Here is an 18,986-nt window from a genome sequence, read left to right as displayed (position 1 = left end):
GTTATTCATTCTTTTTATTACCTATTTTGGGATTAAACTCCATTTTCATATCCGGCTCTATATGCATGGTACGTAGTACACCACTCATAATAGTACTAAATATAGGTGCTGAAACCGCGCCACCGTAGTATTGACCGGATTGGGGATCGTTGACTACAACAACTAGCGCAAAACGAGGTTTACTAGCTGGGGCTACTCCAGCAGCATAAGCAATGTATCGGTTAATAAATCTACCGTTGGATCCCACCTTTTTTACTGTGCCTGTTTTGATTGCAATACGATAACCTTTAATAGCTGCTTTAACACCGCTTCCCCCTGGAAGTGAAACACTTTCCATCATATGCAATACTGTACGTACTATCTGTTCAGGGAAAATGCGCTGTCCTTCTACCGGAGAAGCTACTTTAGTGATTGATAACGGACGATAAATGCCATAACTACCGAATGTGGCATATACTCTTGCTAATTGTAATGGTGACACCATTAGTCCATAACCAAAAGAAAACGCAGCTTTTTCTATATCAGACCAGCGTTTTTTTTGAGGGAAGATACCCCTATTTTCTCCAATCAATCCTAAATTTGTTCTTTTGCCTAATCCAAAACTGGAGTAAGTGTCAACTAATGCACGAGGAGGGAGGGCTAATGCTAAACGAGTCACGCCAACGTTAGATGATTTTTGAAGCACCCCTGTGAGGGTGAGTTCATGATAGTATGCTACATCTTGAATGGTATGCCCATGAATTTGGAATGGTTCAGTATTTAATATGCTATCTTCACTAACTATGCTGTTTTTTAGTGCAGCCATGATGACCATAGGCTTCACGGTTGAACCTGGTTCAAACATATCAGTAATTGCTCTATTACGCATCATCTCTTGTGTGGATCGATGTAAATTGTTCGGGTTATAAGCTGGACTATTTGCCATTGCTAAAACCTCCCCAGTATGAATATCAAGAAGCACTGCTGTACCGGATTGAGCTTTATGTAGCGATACCCCTTTATGCAACTCACGATATACCTGTGTTTGAATCTCTTCATCAATGCTTAAAATAAGATTATGTGCTTCGTGACTATCTATAGAAGTAATATCCTCAATAACTTTTCCAAAGCGGTCTTTACGTACTATTCGTGATCCGGGTTGTCCTGTGAGCCATTGATTAAAACTTTTTTCAATACCTTCAATACCTTCTCCGTCAATGTTAGTCACACCAATCAAATGTGAGGTTACTTGTCCAGCAGGATAGTATCTGCGTGATTCTTCACGCAGAAAAATACCTGGGATTTTGAGTTTTTGGATATAGTCACTAATTTCTGAATTAACTTGACGTGCGAGATAGATAAATCGGCTCGTTGGATTAGAATTGATACGATCTGTGATTTGAGAGACTGGGACTGACAGCACATCTGCTAGCGCTTTCCAAGTATCATTGGAGATAAGTTCACCGTTTTTATGCAACTCTTTTGGGTCAGCTAAGATAGCATGTACAGGCACGCTAACTGCTAGAGGACGACCGTGTCGATCACTAATCATACCGCGTAAAGTTGGGATCACCTGTACACGTAGTGATCGTAAGTCCCCCTCATGTACTAGGCGTGCGGGATGCATGACCTGCAACCAGGCCACTCGTAATAGTAATCCCGCCATTCCTAGGAACATACAACTCAATAAAAAAGTAAAACGCCAGCAAGAAAAACTACTTTGTATTTCCCTATGTTTTAACCTCTTATGGTATTGATTGTTTATGCTTTTCATCCTGTGCGCGACGCCTTTATTAGAAACTATGGTTATATAAAACCATGTTATTAATTATAGTGCATCTATTCCTCAATTATGATATAATAAAATTTAATATATGTTTGCGAGTAAAAACTTATAAAGATGTGAGGGATTTGCTAAATATTGATTTTTCATGCATTAGAAATCATTTTATTTTCCCTACTAAATATATATTTTCGTATCTATTTCTAAATAATGCGATCTATATGATTCCATTCTATATTATTTAATAGAGTTAACAGTAGACTCTAATTACAAGAATTGTTGATTTTTATGCGCGAAGGCTATCTTGATGCACATTAAGGTGTTTATCATGACACCTATTATGTCGTAACATAGTATAAATTTATCATGTGATCGATGAGAGTGTTAGAGATTGAATATGTTTGATAGCGATATGCTGTATAAATGATTATCCTGTATTAGGTTTAAGGGGTAAAATCCATGAAAAAGTATAATGTTTGGAAAGGTGCTTATTATTGAATAAAGATATTTTAATTATGTTACAACTATTTTATTTAGCAATCTTTTTATACAGTGCTTTAAAATCAATAATTAATAGATTATATGCAGTATAATAAGTATTATTTTGCTCGTAAAAAATATTGTACATCGTATTAATAAGGCATGGACAGAGCATTTTTTTAATCTGCAATTTCATGCAGATAGTTATTAGTTGTTGGTAAGTATGGCATTTAGAGAAACATCGATTATTGTTAATAAAACTGGCATCTCCAATATACTTTTCATACAACTATTCCATAATATCATCAGATAGAGCTATTCATTGACATATTTTATTGTCAAATATGAGTTAATAGAGTATTTTATGCGTTATTTCGCATAGAAGTCAGAATAAATGCTTGATGTAGTCCAGATAAGATAGAGTCATTGCGATTATTTTATGGAAGTATTTGAGATTGGTCGTGGTAGCATATAATAAGAATATAATATTTTATATCAGTAGAGCAAGTTGAATGACAGTAAAATGAATGCTGATTGGTTGTTTATAATATTCGTCTTGTGATTTTTTAGATCACATGATCATTATTTATTTTAAAAACACACGCAAGATATGATGAATGACTATTAATATAATTATAAGTATCATTATGTATTGAGAGATGAGTAGAAGTGGATAATACGTAAAATGTTGCGCCTATAATTCGAGCTGCAAGTTATTAAAATACAAATTAACACCTCTTCATGTATCAGAACATATTATATATCTATAAAGATTCCATTTGCCCATGAAAACAAACAATAAAAAATATTTTTTAATAGAGAGATCTTTCCAAACGAATATAGAAAAAACATGTGATATTCCTGGAGTTTACCTTAGAATCGACTCAGAGAGACTTATAGATTGGATATATCTTGAAGAAAAGTTAAGAATGGGTATAATTTATACGTATTTTCCTATTATAACGATGGTATGTTATTTTTTGTAAAAGCGCATCAATACATGCATATGCGTAATATTTACACAGTAAATATACTGTATTTTCTTAGCATATGTTAGAATATATAGTTAGCACATGTGCACTATGCAATATCTTTTTATGACAAATACTGTATATGTTAAAATTTAACAGAAATACCAATATTAAAGTTATATATTAATACAACTATCCTTTAGTGCTAAAAGTTAAAACTTTTATTGTATGTTGAAAACAAGATGCTTTACTTACATGTGATATAGAATAGAAGGCATTACGATTCTTTATGTTTTCATTAAGAAATTAATCATATTATACGAGTGCCTCCAGAATTTATCAATAGTACTGACTGTCTTTTGTGCTAAATAATGTTAAACTATATATCTAAGATATCTTATGTAGATTTTAATTAATGGTACTGTATTTTCAAAATACACCTGATAGTATGTAAATCATATCAAATAAGATATATTAATACTTCTGTATTCTGATTAAAACGTTAGGCGTACGTACATAGAAGATACAGTAAATTATTCTTACTCATGTGTGGTGTGACACTATATAACGACACCTATATACTTTTTCTATTCGATGGTGTTTTTTTTCTCGGTACAGTACATTTAAGTATTATTTGTATATAGTTATATGATTGTTTTGTTGAGATGATAGCTGTTTAGAATGCGATTGGGTATACTGGAATCTACATAAACCATAAATGGCTTGGAGTACAACATTGATCGCTAAAAATGTTGATGCATAGAAGTTCTATGTATGTTAAAAGAGTGAAGGTATTGAGACAAATCTTACAGAACATTTTAACTTTACAAGCATGTATCTTTTAGTACACTGTATACATCGCTCATCTTTTATTATCTAGCTCTAAGGTAGTTATCATACTAATGATTGTTTATATATTTTGTTTTTTAATAACACTAAGCATAAAGATTATTGCTGACCCTAAAACCACTGATGGTCCTGCCGGTGCATCATAGAATGCAGAAAAGATTAACCCCAAAGTGACTGATAATGCACCTATAATGACTGCTAATATAGCCATTTGCTCAGGAGAGCTTGCAAATCGACGTGCAGTGGCTGCGGGGATAATTAATAGAGAGGTGATAATTAAGGCGCCTACGAATTTCATAGATATGCCAATTGTTAATGCAGTAATAAGCATTAAAATTATTTTTGTTCTTTGAATATTAATGCCGTCAACATGTGCTAATTCAGAGTGTACTGTAAGTGAAAGCAGTGCACGCCAATTCAAAATCAAAATAGATAAAACAAGCATGACACCGATCATAATGCGCCATAATTCATTATACGTCATAGCTAAAAGATCACCAAAAAGATATGTAATTAAGTCCACACGAATATTAGACATAAGGCTAACTAATACTAATCCTAGTGATAGAGCACTATGAGCTAAGATGCCTAATAATGTGTCAAGCGCTAAATATGAAAAACGTTCAAGCCATACTAATATCAAGGCTAATAATAGCGTTATCATCATCACTGTGTAAAAAGGGTTAATATCTAATAAGAGCCCACACGCTACACCGAGTAGTGAAGTATGCGCTAAGGTGTCACCAAAATAAGACATGCGCCGCCAAATAATAAATGATCCTAATGGTCCAGTTATTGTTGTTAGTAAGATCCCGGTGATCCAGCCAGGAAATAATAGCTCAATCATTATCGATTAACCTCTGTTATGGAATAATAGATCTTTATACATCACGCTGATGAGCGTGGTTTTTATGATGATAAATAGCTAGTTTTCTTGTCCCAAGATGGCCAAACATGGATATAAACTCTGGATGTTGCGATACTGCTTGTGATGTACCAGAGCAACAGATATGCTGATTTAGACAGATCACTTCATCAGTTTTAGCCATCACAAAATGTAGATCATGTGAGACAATCAAAATGCCACATTTTAGTTCATGTCGAAGCTGATCAATTAAATCATATAGTGTAATTTGACAGTTGATGTCGATACCCTGAGTAGGTTCATCAAGCACTAATAGTTTGGGGTGATTTAGTAATGCACGAGCCAGTAATACCCGTTGCATTTCACCTCCGGATAATTTTTGGAGCGGAAATTTCAGTAGATGTTCTGCGCGCACGCGTTTTAATGCAGGAAGAATGTCGCTTTGTTTCACTTCTGGGCGCAAATGCATAAATCGGCCTACGCTCAAAGGAAGAGTAACATCTAGCAACATTTTTTGTGGAACATAACCAATACAAAACTTCGATAATCGTTTTACAGTTCCGGAAGTTGGTGTAATTAGCCCTAACACCACTCGTACTAGTGTTGATTTACCCGCTCCATTTGGCCCGAGTAGTGTTAATATTTTTCCAGATTGTAGGTTGAGTGAAATATTATTCAGTATTAAATTTTGACCAAGCTTCACGGAAACTTGCTTCATTGTAATTAAAGTGGATATATTCATTATAATTATAAAAATTTTACATGTGAGAAGATGATCAGTATAGTCTATTAGAATGGAATGTATCACAATGTTACATGTCAGTTTGCATAAAATATTTATTGTAGTTGGAATGACCATGATAGGATTTGTACCTCTTCCAACTCAGGCGACGATTGTCGCTTCGGTGAAACCAATAGGTTTTATTGCTGCAACTATTGCTGATGGTATTACATCAGTCGCAATCCTTCTACCAGATGGTGCATCTGTACATAACTACGCATTACGTCCCTCAGACGTCAAGAATCTTAAAGAGGCAGAATTAGTTGTTTGGGTTGGGCCTGACATGGAAGCATTTATGCATAAGTCAATGTCACATGCACATACACTACATAATAATATTCAAATAGACCAGATACCAGGTGTGCAATCACTACTTTTAAAGAGCGTATCACATCCAAAATCAGGAAATATACATAGAAATACAATCGAACAAAATAGCTCAGATATCATCAACAAAACAGATTACACTCATCATGGTGAATATAATATGCACCTGTGGATGTCTCCAGAAATTGCGAAAAAAACAGCTATTGCTATCCATGCACGATTATTACAACGAATGCCTATCAATCAAGATAAATTAGATGCTAATTTGCACTATTTTCAATCTACAATATTAGCAGCCAATAATAAAATTTATAAACAACTTGCTCCCTTTAAAGATACAGGATACTTCGTTTTTCATGATGCTTATGCATATTTTGAAAAGTATTATGGTCTTAGTCCTATTGGTTATTTTACTATAAATCCAGAGATTCGACCAGGAGCTAAGCGTTTACATCACATTAAAATGCAAATTGTCGCACACAAAGGAATATGTGTCTTTTCTGAGCCGCAGTTTAAGCCGATGGTCGTTCAAGCTATTTCTCAGAGCACTTATGCTCGTTCGGGTATATTAGATCCTCTTGGAGAAGGAATTGCTCTCAATAAAGATAGTTACGCGCAATTTCTTGTACAGCTATCCAATCAGTATACTAGCTGTTTAAAGGGGGATTAAATCAAGGAAGGGGTACGTGCAGAAACAACTAAAGGCGTTTAGTTTACTATTTTATGAGTTATTTTCTTTTCATCGTATTCTATTGAGTGTGCTCATGTCGGTGCCTCTTAGTATTTCTATCGCTCAGCCGAATCTCGATCTCACTGACCATACAAAGATATCTGCTAAGCCTATCTATGTGAAACAACATCATATTCATGCGTTCCTACCAAAAGATAGTGAACCTATCGATGATAGTAGTCCATCGCCCGATGAAGATGTACTAAAAGATGAAATAGATACTGATATCTCTAATGAAACTAGTACGCATGAACATATAGTTTCTAAAGGAGATGCATTTAGCACTATACTTCACCAATATGATGTGGAACAAGTAGATATTAGGCAATTAATTAAGATTGATATAGAGATGCACCATCTACAAGTTGGGCAAAAATTGTCATGGACACTTAATGAGGGCCATCAGATAGAGCATTTAATATGGGAGCGATCACAGAGTGAAAAGCGTTATTACGATCGCACCAAAGAAGGTTTTAAAGTATCTATATTATTTGGAACTGGTGAGTTGTATCAGAAGATCACAAAAGTGGTTGTGAACGGCAGTTTTATTAATAGTGCCAAATTCTCTGGGTTAAATAGTCAGGAAATCAGAGAAGTAATTACAGCTTTACAATGGCAAATAGATTTTCGAAAATTGCATGATGGAGATTATTTTGAGATATTAACTATGCATGCAACATTAAATGGTGCAAAACAGCATAGTGATTTGTTAGGAGTTAGATTTTGTAATGTAAGTCAGGACTATTATGCTATTCGGGCTGCTGATGGTAAATTCTATGATCGTAATGGATCTGGTTTAACCAGTGGTTTTATGCGTTTTCCAACATTTAGAAAATATCGTGTGTCATCTCCATTTAACCCACGACGTAAAAATCCGATCACTGGTCGTATTGCACCACATAAAGGCGTCGATTTTGCTGTTCCTATTGGCACTCCAGTGTTGTCTATAGGGAATGGTGAGGTGATCGTGTCCACATTTAGCGACACAGCTGGAAATTATATAGCTATACGTCATGGTCGTCAATATATGACGCGTTACATGCATCTTAAGACGTTATTTGTCAAAAAGGGACAGAAAGTTAAACGTGGTGAGTATATTGCACTTTCTGGAAATACTGGACGTTCAACGGGACCGCACATTCATTTTGAGACGTGGATCAATAATCAAGCTGTCAACCCTCTTACAGCTAGGCTACCTTCTATGGCATGTTTAACTGGTAAGGAACTTCTGGTATATTTGACTCGAGTAAAAAAGGTATTATTTCAGTTACATAAAGAGTAATACAACAGCATCATGAGAATTCAGGAAGCTGATAATACATATATATTTATCACTCAGGTAATACTCATTACTACAATATTGCAGATAACCTTGTAATTGTTTTAAATATTTCTTATTACCATAGAGGGCATGTGTTTGCACACCTATTTTATCGATATATTTTTTATTTTTATATATTAATATAATTGATTACACTATATGCACTTTGTGTGATTAATCTGTAATATTTGCAGGATGATATCTATTACTAACCAGAAGGTACTGCATAATTCTCTCTTATGATCGATGTTAAAAAAATATATGTGGATAAGTTTGTTGTAAGGTCATGTTATAGCATGATGCATATGCATATTAATACATAATACATTGAGTTATAGTATCAGTGTGCATCCATGTATATAATAGTAACAATGTTATATGCGTATATGATAGGTTTCATAGTATCACTTGCATATAACCAAAAAGGAGGGTGAGTATTTTTGTCATTCTCTGTGATGTATGTATGTAATCTTATTATAAGGAGGTTCAATCATATAACGGCTAGATATTCTTATGATATTTAGAGTGGTGTGCAATACAAATAAATTTTTACACTATTATTAATATGGCTTATTTTTGTGCTAGGTTTTTATATAATGAATTGTGCAATCTATATCTGATGAATGAGATAAGGCATACATAAATATTTCCTGCTTTTGATAGACAATACATAATAATATCTAGTCATACGTTTTGAAGTAGAATAGAAAAGTGTATTTGGAAAATCAGTAGCTTTAGGCATACTGTGAAATACAATTTGATAATATTTGTTCTTATAATGCTTAACGTCAACGCTAACAAGCATCATTAATATTATTGATGACTATATTCGTATCATAAATACTTCTTATTTAGTGTAGTTATTTACTATTTTCTATAGTTGGCTATTTTATTCATTTATAGGATGAGTTTTATGAAATATATTGGAGCTCATGTTAGTATAGCTGGTGGTTTAGCATATGCAGTGGAACGTGCTGCACAGTTAAAGGCTACAGCTTTGGCATTTTTTACTAAAAATCAACGTCAGTGGCGCTCTCCTCCTCTTACTACTGATACAATTACTCAATTTCATCTTGCTTGTCTTAAGCATAACTATACGTCCGCACAAATAATGCCTCATAGTAGTTATTTGATTAATCTAGGGCATCCTCAATCATATGAATTAGAAAGATCACGCGCTGCTTTATTAGATGAGGTTCTACGATGTCAACAGTTAAACATAAGTCTATTGAACTGTCATCCTGGCAGTCATTTAAAAAAAATAACAGAAAATCAGTGCTTAAAACGTATTGCTGAATCTATTAATATTGTGCTAAATCAAACATCAGGAGTAACAATTGTTATTGAAAATACTGCTGGTCAGGGTAGTAACCTGGGATTTCTATTTGAGCACCTATCTACTATTATAGAGGATGTGGAAGATAAATCCCGTGTTGGCGTGTGTATTGATACTTGTCATGCTTTCGTAAGTGGCTATGATCTGCGTAGTGAAAATGGTTGTATTAAGATATTTTCTGACTTTGAAAAAATTATTGGTTTTCAGTATTTGTGCGGCTTGCATCTTAATGACTCTAAAGGTGAGTTTAATAGTCGGGTGGATCGCCACCACAGTTTAGGTTCTGGAAATATAGGCTTAACAGCATTTAGTTGGTTGATGAAAGATGCACGTTTTAATAGTATGCCTTTGATTCTAGAAACAGTTAACCCAGCTCTTTGGAGCAATGAAATTTCCTGGTTAAAAGCAGAACAGTTATCCAAAGATCATAAAGATTATTTTTGTTAGCGTTAGTCTCTATATCCCTAAATGAGGTCGCTAATTTTTAGGTGTTATGCAAGTACAGTTTTGGAGACGTTGTTATCCGAGTTAAGAGAGATCGATTTCTGTGTGCTTAAAGGTTGCATAAGATAGGCCAGAGATTAGTGTTCCTATAACAATAGCTGTAAGATATCCAACGACCGGAGTAATAACTCCGGGTATTAATAATACAAAGAGACCACCATGTGGAGCTATGAGTTTCGCACCAATAGCCATAGAAATACCTCCAGTTATTGCACCGCCGATAGCACAACACGGGAGTACGCGCATTGGATCTCGTGCTGCAAATGGAATAGCACCTTCAGAGATAAAGCACATTCCTAGCACTATAGCAGTTTTACCCAACTCTTTCTGGCTGCCACTAAACTTATTAGGGGCTATCAGTGTTGCCAGTCCCATTGAAAGGGGGGGTATCATGCCTGCTGCCATAATAGCAGCCATGGGTGTGTAAGTTTGTGAACTAAGGAGCCCTATGCCAAACGCATAGGCTATTTTATTGAGTGGTCCTCCAATATCAATACACATCATACCACCTAAAATAGATCCTAGAAGGATGGCATGAGTGGTTCCAAGATTACTCAATACGCTTGTGAGTTTCAACATGATCTCCGCAATTGGTGTTCCCACCACATATACCATTAGAAGACCTGTAAGAAGACTAGCTATAACTGGGAGAATTACAAGTGGTTTTAATGAATCCATGCTGGGTGGTATTTTTAGGTGCAAGTTAAGATATTTAACGATATAACCAGATATAAATCCAGCCATCATCCCACCCAGAAAACCGGCATTAATTTGAACTGCCAGCATCCCACCAATTAAACCAGGTGCTAAACCTGGACGATCAGAAATGGAAAATGCAATAAATCCTGCCAACACAGGTATCATTAAAGCTAGAGCAGAACCACTTCCAATTTGCATAAGTGTATTGACAAGGAAATATGATTGATCAAAAGAGCTACTAATCGCAAATGATAGGGCAGTAATAAGGCCACCGGTTACGACCATTGGTAGCATATACGAAACACCAGTCATTAAATGACGATAAATAGTATGGCGATTATTACCATATTCATCATTTTGGCATGCCTGAGGTTTGGGAGGTTTATATGGCACGGCTTGCAGGCAGGCATTATCTAGTTCTTGTGCTGTATTTTTTAACGCTAAACAAGTAGACGTTTTATACATGTGCTTTCCGATAAACTTAGATAAATCTACCTCAATATCAGCAGCTATAATGACTAAATCTGCATTAGTAATGTCATTAGTAGTGATAATATTGCTTGCTCCTACTGATCCTCGTGTTTCTACTTTAATCGACCAACCTCTTTTCTTAGCTTCAGTATCAATGGCCTTAGCGGCCATAAAAGTATGTGCCACGCCTGTTGGGCATGCAGTGACTGCGAGTACTTTTTTTATTTTATGTGGGTGCTCTAATTTGTTAGTGTATGTAGTGACTGGCAGACTATACGGTTGAGCATTAACTTGCGCCGCTAATAATATATTAGATACATTTAGCATAAAATGTTTTATATCTATCACATATACAGACTTTCCACTAAGTCGTTCATCTACTGGATATTGCGCACCTAGAATAAGCACTAAGTCAGCTTCTGCTATATCGTTAGTAATTAGAAGATTCATGCGCTCTGCTGCTTCTAAAAAAAGATTTTTAGCTATATGATGTACAGCTAATCCTACTGAAGAGTCAATCATCAGCATATTTTTCATAATACCTCTCCAGTCTTGTGTATTGTATAAGGATATATATCAATGCGCTTCATCATCGCACACAATAATGTGAGATCAGTCATACCAACACTACTTTTATTGACAGTCAGCGCAGCAATAGCTGTAGATAAACGCAGAGTATATTCACTAGATTTTTCCATCAGCAATCCGTACATTAGTCCAGCTACCATAGCATCACCCGCTCCCACAGTGCTTACAACATTACAAGATGGTGGTTTTGCGACCCATGCTCCATTAGAGTTAATTAATATTGCTCCTTCATCACCTAGAGATACAGCTACATGTTCAATACCATCTTGGTGTAAGGTGTAAGCGGTAGTGATCACATCTTCAATGGTAGGTAGAGGGCAGCCAGCTAAAATTTCTAATTCATGTCGATTAGGTTTAATTAGCGATGGTTTTGTGTGTAGTCCTGCTATTAAAGGATCACGACTACTGTCAAATACAATAAATGGACAATGTTTACGCAATTGTTGCATCCAGTCAGTAAAAGAAGACAGGCTAAGACCTGCTGGAAGACTTCCACTAACACATATCATATCAAATTGACTAAAACAATCGATAGACTCTGCAGAAAAACGTTCCCATTCTTTTTGAGTTATCGTCAAGCCTGAAAAATTCAGTTCTGTTAGCTCACCATGTGGTGCAGTTAATTTTACATTAATACGTGTGTGCCCTTCTACTATCTGGAGGCGGTTAATAATACCTGTCATAGTGAAAAGATTGTGAAATCCCTCTTGATTCTCTTTTCCGAGAAATCCAAAGACCGTGACATTCACACCTAATTCTTTGAGTATTTTAGCAACATTTATTCCTTTCCCACCTGCATGTAAGCCCAGAGTACGAATTATATTAGTTTTTCCATATTGCAGATGAGAGGTATACCCAACTAAGTCATAGGCTGGATTGAAAGTGATAGTAGCTACACGTTTATTCATGTTTTTCCTCGCCTAACCTACTTAAAATCGCCTCTTTGACGGCTATAAGCATCTTTTGAGCTTCCTGGCCCCTGGCGGTAAAGCGCAAGCGATGGCCCTTTTTTACGCCTAGTGCGACCATTTTTATTAAACTTCGACCATTAGCTATTTTCTCACTACCATCAAGGTTTATCACGCTAACTGTGCAGTTAAACTTTTTAATTATATTAACTAATACAGCACCTGGACGTGCATGTAATCCATGTTCGTTATGTATCGTAAACTCTTCAGTGATTGTTGGTTCTATATATTCTAATGTATCACTGGTTAACACTTCGAATATATAGGTAGCATTACCACTTAAAAGCTGATGAGCTTTATTCTCAAAAAGTAAATGACTCAAGCGCTTTAATATTGCTAATGGTTGGTCATCAGCCATGGAGACACTTATTAATAAAGAAGTAGTTTGATTTTGAATTGTAAACGGTACTACCACACGACTTATAGCAATCGCACTTACTAAGTTTCCACAACTGCTTTCGTTTATCCAAATTCCTTGCCCTAGATTAGTTGGTCTTTCTATAATAACACGTGCAATAAAAGAATGATCTACCGCATTAGCTTTTTGTAAAAGGCCTGCATTTAATGCTTGCAGTGTCATAATATTGTTAGCTGTCACTTCTGTGGTAATCAGAGAAGTATCGAATTTTAATGATGAAGGAGATGATTCTCCTATCAATATGTTGCGTAAATCTTTTGCTGAGCGGATATTTTGAATTTTTTTATCTAAGTTGGCATCACTTAAGGAATTAGTAAGATGAGTGAGTAAATGCAAATGCTCATCAGATTTAGCTGCAATACCAATAACTATATACGCTGTTTGGTTTTCGCCCCAGTCTACACCTTTTGGAAATTGAAATACCTGTATGCCAGTTTCAAGTATAAGATCTCTAGTATCTACTGTGCCATGTGGTATGGCAATACCATTACCTATATAAGTAGAAATTTGCCTTTCGCGTGCTAACATACCATCTACGTAACTATGACTAACGCTGCCAGCTTTATTTAAAGCTGTGGCCACCTGACAAATAGCGTCTTCTTTGTCGAGAGCCTTAGCTCCTATCGTGATAGCATTAAGTGTTAGCTGCAACATACTTTTCCCTATGGGTTAATGTGAATTGCTTGATCATACTCTAATAGGAGATAATATCATAAAATCTTCGTAGGAAGAAGATCTACCTATATGACTCACAATTGTGATTATCTATGATTCATATAGTACAGTATATTGTTCAGTTTTTCGATGAAATTTATACCAGATTTTGTATTATAGATAATATCTTCAAGGATTTTTGTTTTTAAAATTTTAGGTGCCTTATCTATGTTTGGATAATAATTTATTTTCAGAAGTGGAATATGTAGATAATAGAAATAGATACGACGAGGAAGTTTGTCTTAATAGATGATGCGTGGTGTATGTGGATCCAATATTAGGATTATTCAATTTTTACTGATCATAGACATTGACGCGCCATAGTATCTTAAGATTAACTAGTGATAATGATATTTTCACGATATACATATCCTTAAAGCCATGATACCGACCCTTGATCGATTATTTATGTTCAGCTACTTTTAGATGTAATATTTTTCTTTATTTTAACATGATGTATCACTATCATGATTTTGAGAAATAATATAACGCTCTACACCATGCATGACTATATCAGCATAAATATTTTTCAATTTGAATTAAAACAACCTAAAAGGAGCAAGAATAAGAATAATGCTTTAAAGATACATACATTTATATTAAAATTATGGCCAGAGAACGATTAATATTGAACAATTTGTATTTATAGTGCATCGACTTATAATAATAGTAATATACGATAATTATCAAATGACGACATAGCGGTAGAAAACTTGCTCTTATTTTGAAGTCACTCTAGTGAAACTAAAAATATTACCGTTAATATTACTCATATGTTTACAACATTTTGACAAAATAAATACATGAGAACATTATATTAAATATATACAAAATATTAATGACATCAATAAGTCATAGTAAGATCAAGTGCTGACGTATTCATAAATCTACTATGGTAACTATTTCTTGTGAAGTTAAAATTTATTAAATACTACAATGGATTGTATTAGATTATGAATGTTTTATCAATATTTAAGTACATAAAACTATAAATAGCTATCTGATACATCAATCCATCTATGCAAGATCCTGTTGAAATATTTTTATATATTATAGGAAATTGAATAGGAAATTTATATTATACATTCTTGATTGAATATTCAGAAAAAATGTATATGAGGAGATATGATATTGGGAATTATCAAGTCTTTTGTTCATATATGCTTACGAGAGATACAGTAGCTTTTTATCATAGATAATGCATAAAAACGAGGAATACAATGTTTTTAGATCTGCAAGTTGCCTGTGAAAGTGACAAAGGTTTACCCATAGAATCTGATTTTGTACGCTGGATAGAGGCAGCAATACCCGTGCATCATAAAAAACAAGAAGTTATGATCCGTATAGTCGATGTAGAAGAAATGCAAAGATTGAACTTGATGTTTTGCAAGCAAGATAAACCGACCAATATTCTTTCTTTTCCCTTTACACCCCCCGATTATATAGAGACAGCCCTGCTAGGCGATTTAATTATTTGTCGTCAAATTGTTGAGCTCGAGGCTATTAAACAAAGCAAGTCTCTTCTATCACATTGGGCGCATATGGTTATTCATGGAATGTTACACCTCTTAGGTTATGATCATCATTTGCAGCATACAGCAGACCAAATGGAATCACTAGAGACAAGAATTATGTTTTTCTTAGGTTATCCCGATCCATATGTTATAGAGAAAGAATGTATACAGTAAATCAGTCTTATATATAAACGACACAAAGCAAAGAATTTTTGCACTTTTTCAGTTATTATGAAGCTATATGCAGAATATCATTAATAGTGTGCTGTTCTTTCACCAGAAAATATATTTTGATTGAGTATACTTGAGTGCAGCTATTAATGATCAATGATTCCGAATATTTTTTGTCTAATGAAGCAAGGGATACAGAACTCATGATTCTTGATATGTGATATAAGCATACATACGACAGAAGAGTATGCTTATTAATTCTAAATCTTGCATAACAGTCATCACAGTGATTCCAGAAATACTAGAAAATATCTGATAGACGTGTGTCTGGAATCTATCAATATTGGATTAATAATACATTATTTAAACTATTATTTTTCTTCAATATTTTTAATAACATAGCGTACCTGCATGATATTATTGATTTTTTTACGTAAGAATATTGAATAGAATTATTGAGTATTGAAATTATGTACTACGAGGTGGTGATATCATTCATATAACTGAAGGTGAAGTTATTCAAATGAATAATAATGATCAAGAATATTCGACTGAATCGTTATTTTGAGTTAAAATTGAAAGTATTTTTAACGGAATGGTAGATGGATATTTAGTATAGCAGTATCTTTTATAGGGTTGTAATTTTTATATCCAATGCATGGTATCAATACTATTTATCCAATACATCGGTTAAAGTTTTAAGGTAAATGATGAATCAGATAGATATACTATAATACCATCTCTTTGTAGGTGTGATTCAGTAATGATGAATCATTTTCATAACATATAGTAATAGCTGATGTTACTCAGATAATACCATTTTAAAGCGATACAATGACTGATTCTATGTATGATCTTTTAAATCACTTTTTATCGAAAAATGGACTGAGACTATTATTATATACAGTCTACATATAATGTACAAAATATTAGTCGCAAATTTATTACATAACGTTGCATGAGACATGAAGTATGATATGAATTTACACTAAATATTTTAATAAAATGACGCTTGTTACCGAAAATTATCATCCGTGGTCTCGTGTATGTCTGGCATTTGTTACAGGTGCTGTAGGCATCCTCAGTTTTTCTCCTTATGATTATTGGCTAGCCTCCCTTATTTCATTAAGTGGATTGCAAGCTTTAACGTTAAATTGCACTGCTCGCTATGCTAGTGTTATTGCTTTTACGTGGGGGTTAGGTTTTTTTAGCACTGGAATACACTGGATCTATATTAGCATTAACATGTTTTCTGGATTACCTGCTATAGCTAACATGTTTCTGATGGTAATATTAACGACTTATCTATCTTTATATCCTCTAATTTTTATTAATCTTCTGAATATTCTATGTCCGCAGAGTTTGTTTCTGCGCCTCATTGTTGTATCTCCGGTATTGTGGCAGATTACTGAATTTCTGCGTGGTTGTATTATGACTGGCTTTCCCTGGTTACAGTTTGGTTATACTCAGATTAATGGTCCGTTAAAAGGAATAGCACCTTTAATGGGGGAAGAGGCGATTACTTTTTTGTTAGTGATATTGTCTGGACTAATAGTGTATACAATACAAACACGGCAAATTCTTGCTGCAGTATCTGCGATCATATTAGTATTATTGCAGTGGCCTCTGCATTCAATGACTTGGTTTATATTAGTGCCAGAACGTACGGTAGATGTATCTTTAGTTCAGGGAAATACGCTCCCATTACTTAAATGGGATGGAAATTATTTAAGTAGGACACTGAATACTTACACTAGACTTAGTGCACCGTATGTTGGCAATGTATCAATGATTATATGGCCAGAATCTGCTATTCCAGATTTAGAGGGAAATCAACAGGACTTTCTCAAGGACATAGATGCACAATTGCGTATCTTAGGTACTACTTTAATCACTGGGATAATAGATGCTCGTTTTGAAAATAATAATTATTGTATGTATAATACTATTATCGCGATAGGTAATGGGACTCATCCTTATAGCTATTTAAGCAGAAATCGTTATCGGAAGAGTCATTTAGTACCTTTTGGAGAGTATGTACCGCTTGCCTCCTTTCTACACTCCCTTACATCTTGTTTTAAAGTTCAGATATCGACGTTTAGTCGAGGGGAATATATTCAACCTCATTTACAGGTTGCAGGTTATAACTTAATGCCAGTATTATGCTATGAGGTTATTCTTACACAGAGAATGCGTGATAACTTTCGTCTCGAGACTGATTTTTTACTAACTATGTCTAATGATGCCTGGTTTGGAGATTCAAATGGTCCATGGCAACATCTGCAAATGGCACGAATGCGTGCACTAGAGCTAGGAAGACCATTATTGTATAGTACAAATAATGGTATAACAGCTATTATTAATGCAACTGGGAAAGTGACGCATACAATACCGCAATTCAAATCTGACGTTCTCACCGCAAAGGTCATCCCGACTGCCGGATTAACACCTTATGCGCGTGTTGGTAATTATGGTATATGGGCAGTTACGCTTCTTTTTTCTTTTATTTGGTTAATTAGCATTGCACGTGTATCCATGGGTTACGCGAAAATGTGCAGAAAGGATTTTTAAAACCAAAAGATTAAAATAGTGTACCTTATGCATGAGTTTTTCGATTTTTTGGTATGCAGCAGTTGTGTACCATTCTTATTTTATCATTTTTGATAAATAAAAAATACCTAAGCACATTTTTGCTGTTATGGGTTGACAATCAATGTACCATATATAATAAGGTATACAGTTATAACTTCATATCCTGGAGAAATCGTATCTTTTTTTGCTTTTTGATTATTAGCTGTGCGAAAGGCGATATGTAAAGGATAATCAGATTGAAAATTTTTTTGAAAAAATTGCATTAGATATATATCTTATTGATATTCATCCAGTAGCAATGTAATGCATTTCATGCAAGTAAGCATTGATGCTATCAATAAATATTGATGTACTTTATGTTTTTAAAAGAGTGTAAATGTTGTGTTTTTTATTATGATTATAGAAAGGACTATATTCTGAATGAGATTGTCATTCATTGCGTAATAGTGAATTAAAATACATATTTATGAAATATAGGATAACAAAATAAATTATTGTATTTAACTTCTTACCATTCAGATCATTGGTCAATGACTCACCATATCTACTAAGAGTAAGAGATTATGACAATAAGAACAATTTGTACTTGAATAGAATTGCGTATCATAGAATATGTACCATTGCAAGAGATCATTTGTATTACAGTTGTACTGTATTGTATATAAGATCTTCCGATCTTCTTGTCATACATATATATTAGTCATGACTTTTATTTTTGTATAAAATTAAATGTTACAATATGCCTGCACGTAATCATATTTGTCGATTTACAATATATACATGTTGTTAATACTATTATAAAAGATTGAGATAATACGTGCAATGAAACACATAGTGTGATTCACAAAATATTATGCATAATAAATAAGTTTTTAAAAAATATTTGTGTATAAAGAGTTAATCTATGTAGATTGATACTATTATT

At 34.2% G+C, this 18,986-nt stretch carries 12 protein-coding genes; 5 read left to right on the top strand and 7 right to left on the bottom strand.

All coding sequences use genetic code 11. The annotated features are described in order from the left end of the window. Nucleotide 1 precedes the first annotated feature (1 nt). The 3 genes from ftsI to znuC form a co-directional block, all read right to left on the bottom strand. The gene (ftsI, locus tag ERCILAFE3058_RS01945; protein ID WP_157989783.1) at nt 2–1,753 is read right to left on the bottom strand and encodes a peptidoglycan glycosyltransferase FtsI; all 1,752 of its coding nucleotides are present in this window, start codon (nt 1,751–1,753) and stop codon (nt 2–4) included. A 2,370-nt stretch (nt 1,754–4,123) separates the two neighbouring features. Continuing rightward, nucleotides 4,124–4,909: a zinc ABC transporter permease subunit ZnuB gene (gene znuB, locus ERCILAFE3058_RS01940; protein ID WP_157989782.1), complete on the bottom strand. Its 786-nt coding sequence runs from the start codon at nt 4,907–4,909 to the stop codon at nt 4,124–4,126. Nucleotides 4,910–4,943: 34 nt separating this feature from the next. Continuing rightward, nucleotides 4,944–5,663, bottom strand: coding sequence for a zinc ABC transporter ATP-binding protein ZnuC (gene znuC / locus ERCILAFE3058_RS01935; protein ID WP_157990067.1), 720 nt, complete (start codon nt 5,661–5,663; stop codon nt 4,944–4,946). 73 nt (nt 5,664–5,736) lie between these two features. Here znuC and znuA point away from each other — a divergent pair, with 73 nt between their 5' ends. From znuA to nfo, 3 genes are all read left to right on the top strand, one after another. Further along, entirely contained in the window at nt 5,737–6,705 is a 969-nt protein-coding gene (gene znuA, locus ERCILAFE3058_RS01930) for a zinc ABC transporter substrate-binding protein ZnuA (protein WP_157989781.1), read from the top strand. Nucleotides 6,706–6,721: 16 nt separating this feature from the next. Then, entirely contained in the window at nt 6,722–8,047 is a 1,326-nt protein-coding gene (mepM, locus tag ERCILAFE3058_RS01925; protein ID WP_157989780.1) for a murein DD-endopeptidase MepM, read from the top strand. A 952-nt stretch (nt 8,048–8,999) separates the two neighbouring features. Next, the gene (gene nfo / locus ERCILAFE3058_RS01920; protein WP_157989779.1) at nt 9,000–9,869 is read left to right on the top strand and encodes a deoxyribonuclease IV; all 870 of its coding nucleotides are present in this window, start codon (nt 9,000–9,002) and stop codon (nt 9,867–9,869) included. A gap of 81 nt (nt 9,870–9,950) precedes the next feature. Here nfo and fruA read toward each other — a convergent pair whose 3' ends face one another. The 3 genes from fruA to fruB are packed head-to-tail and all read right to left on the bottom strand — an operon-like array spanning nt 9,951 to nt 13,724. After that, nucleotides 9,951–11,633, bottom strand: a complete 1,683-nt coding sequence (gene fruA / locus ERCILAFE3058_RS01915; protein WP_157989778.1) for a PTS fructose transporter subunit IIBC — start codon at nt 11,631–11,633, stop codon at nt 9,951–9,953. Then, complete coding sequence (gene fruK, locus ERCILAFE3058_RS01910) at nt 11,630–12,592, bottom strand: 1-phosphofructokinase (RefSeq protein ID WP_157989777.1); 963 nt, start codon at nt 12,590–12,592, stop codon at nt 11,630–11,632. The genes fruA and fruK overlap by 4 nt, the downstream gene beginning before the upstream one ends. Beyond that, the gene (gene fruB, locus ERCILAFE3058_RS01905; RefSeq protein WP_157989776.1) at nt 12,585–13,724 is read right to left on the bottom strand and encodes a fused PTS fructose transporter subunit IIA/HPr protein; all 1,140 of its coding nucleotides are present in this window, start codon (nt 13,722–13,724) and stop codon (nt 12,585–12,587) included. The genes fruK and fruB overlap by 8 nt, the downstream gene beginning before the upstream one ends. 1,280 nt (nt 13,725–15,004) lie before the next feature. Between fruB and ybeY the strand changes: the two genes are divergently transcribed. Together ybeY and lnt are read left to right on the top strand one after the other, a co-directional pair. Further along, nucleotides 15,005–15,472 carry an rRNA maturation RNase YbeY gene (gene ybeY / locus ERCILAFE3058_RS01900; RefSeq protein ID WP_157989775.1) on the top strand — a complete coding sequence of 156 codons (468 nt, stop codon included), beginning with the start codon at nt 15,005–15,007 and terminating at the stop codon, nt 15,470–15,472. Between the two features lie 1,002 nt (nt 15,473–16,474). Then, complete coding sequence (gene lnt / locus ERCILAFE3058_RS01895; protein WP_157989774.1) at nt 16,475–18,040, top strand: apolipoprotein N-acyltransferase; 1,566 nt, start codon at nt 16,475–16,477, stop codon at nt 18,038–18,040. Nucleotides 18,041–18,165: 125 nt separating this feature from the next. Here the strand turns inward: lnt and ERCILAFE3058_RS01890 are convergent, their stop codons facing one another. Next, on the bottom strand, nt 18,166–18,324 hold the full coding sequence (locus ERCILAFE3058_RS01890) for a hypothetical protein (protein ID WP_157989773.1): 159 nt from the start codon (nt 18,322–18,324) through the stop codon (nt 18,166–18,168). Nucleotides 18,325–18,986: the final 662 nt, after the last annotated feature.

The organism is Candidatus Erwinia haradaeae, assembly GCF_900698955.1.
In the GTDB taxonomy this organism is placed as follows: domain Bacteria; phylum Pseudomonadota; class Gammaproteobacteria; order Enterobacterales; family Enterobacteriaceae; genus Erwinia_E; species Erwinia_E haradaeae_G.
Note: the sequence above shows the minus strand (reverse complement) of the source record. Positions and strands in the feature narration are given on the sequence as shown.

What these genes read in the sequence shown, in the direction of transcription:
- ftsI (WP_157989783.1), bottom strand. Translation starts at nt 1,753, where the DNA reads ATGAAAAGCATAAACAATCAATACCATAAGAGGTTAAAACATAGGGAA.
- znuB (WP_157989782.1), bottom strand. Translation starts at nt 4,909, where the DNA reads ATGATTGAGCTATTATTTCCTGGCTGGATCACCGGGATCTTACTAACA.
- znuA (WP_157989781.1), top strand. Translation starts at nt 5,737, where the DNA reads ATGTTACATGTCAGTTTGCATAAAATATTTATTGTAGTTGGAATGACC.
- nfo (WP_157989779.1), top strand. Translation starts at nt 9,000, where the DNA reads ATGAAATATATTGGAGCTCATGTTAGTATAGCTGGTGGTTTAGCATAT.
- fruA (WP_157989778.1), bottom strand. Translation starts at nt 11,633, where the DNA reads ATGAAAAATATGCTGATGATTGACTCTTCAGTAGGATTAGCTGTACAT.
- fruK (WP_157989777.1), bottom strand. Translation starts at nt 12,592, where the DNA reads ATGAATAAACGTGTAGCTACTATCACTTTCAATCCAGCCTATGACTTA.
- fruB (WP_157989776.1), bottom strand. Translation starts at nt 13,724, where the DNA reads ATGTTGCAGCTAACACTTAATGCTATCACGATAGGAGCTAAGGCTCTC.
- ybeY (WP_157989775.1), top strand. Translation starts at nt 15,005, where the DNA reads ATGTTTTTAGATCTGCAAGTTGCCTGTGAAAGTGACAAAGGTTTACCC.
- lnt (WP_157989774.1), top strand. Translation starts at nt 16,475, where the DNA reads ATGACGCTTGTTACCGAAAATTATCATCCGTGGTCTCGTGTATGTCTG.
- ERCILAFE3058_RS01890 (WP_157989773.1), bottom strand. Translation starts at nt 18,324, where the DNA reads ATGCAATTTTTTCAAAAAAATTTTCAATCTGATTATCCTTTACATATC.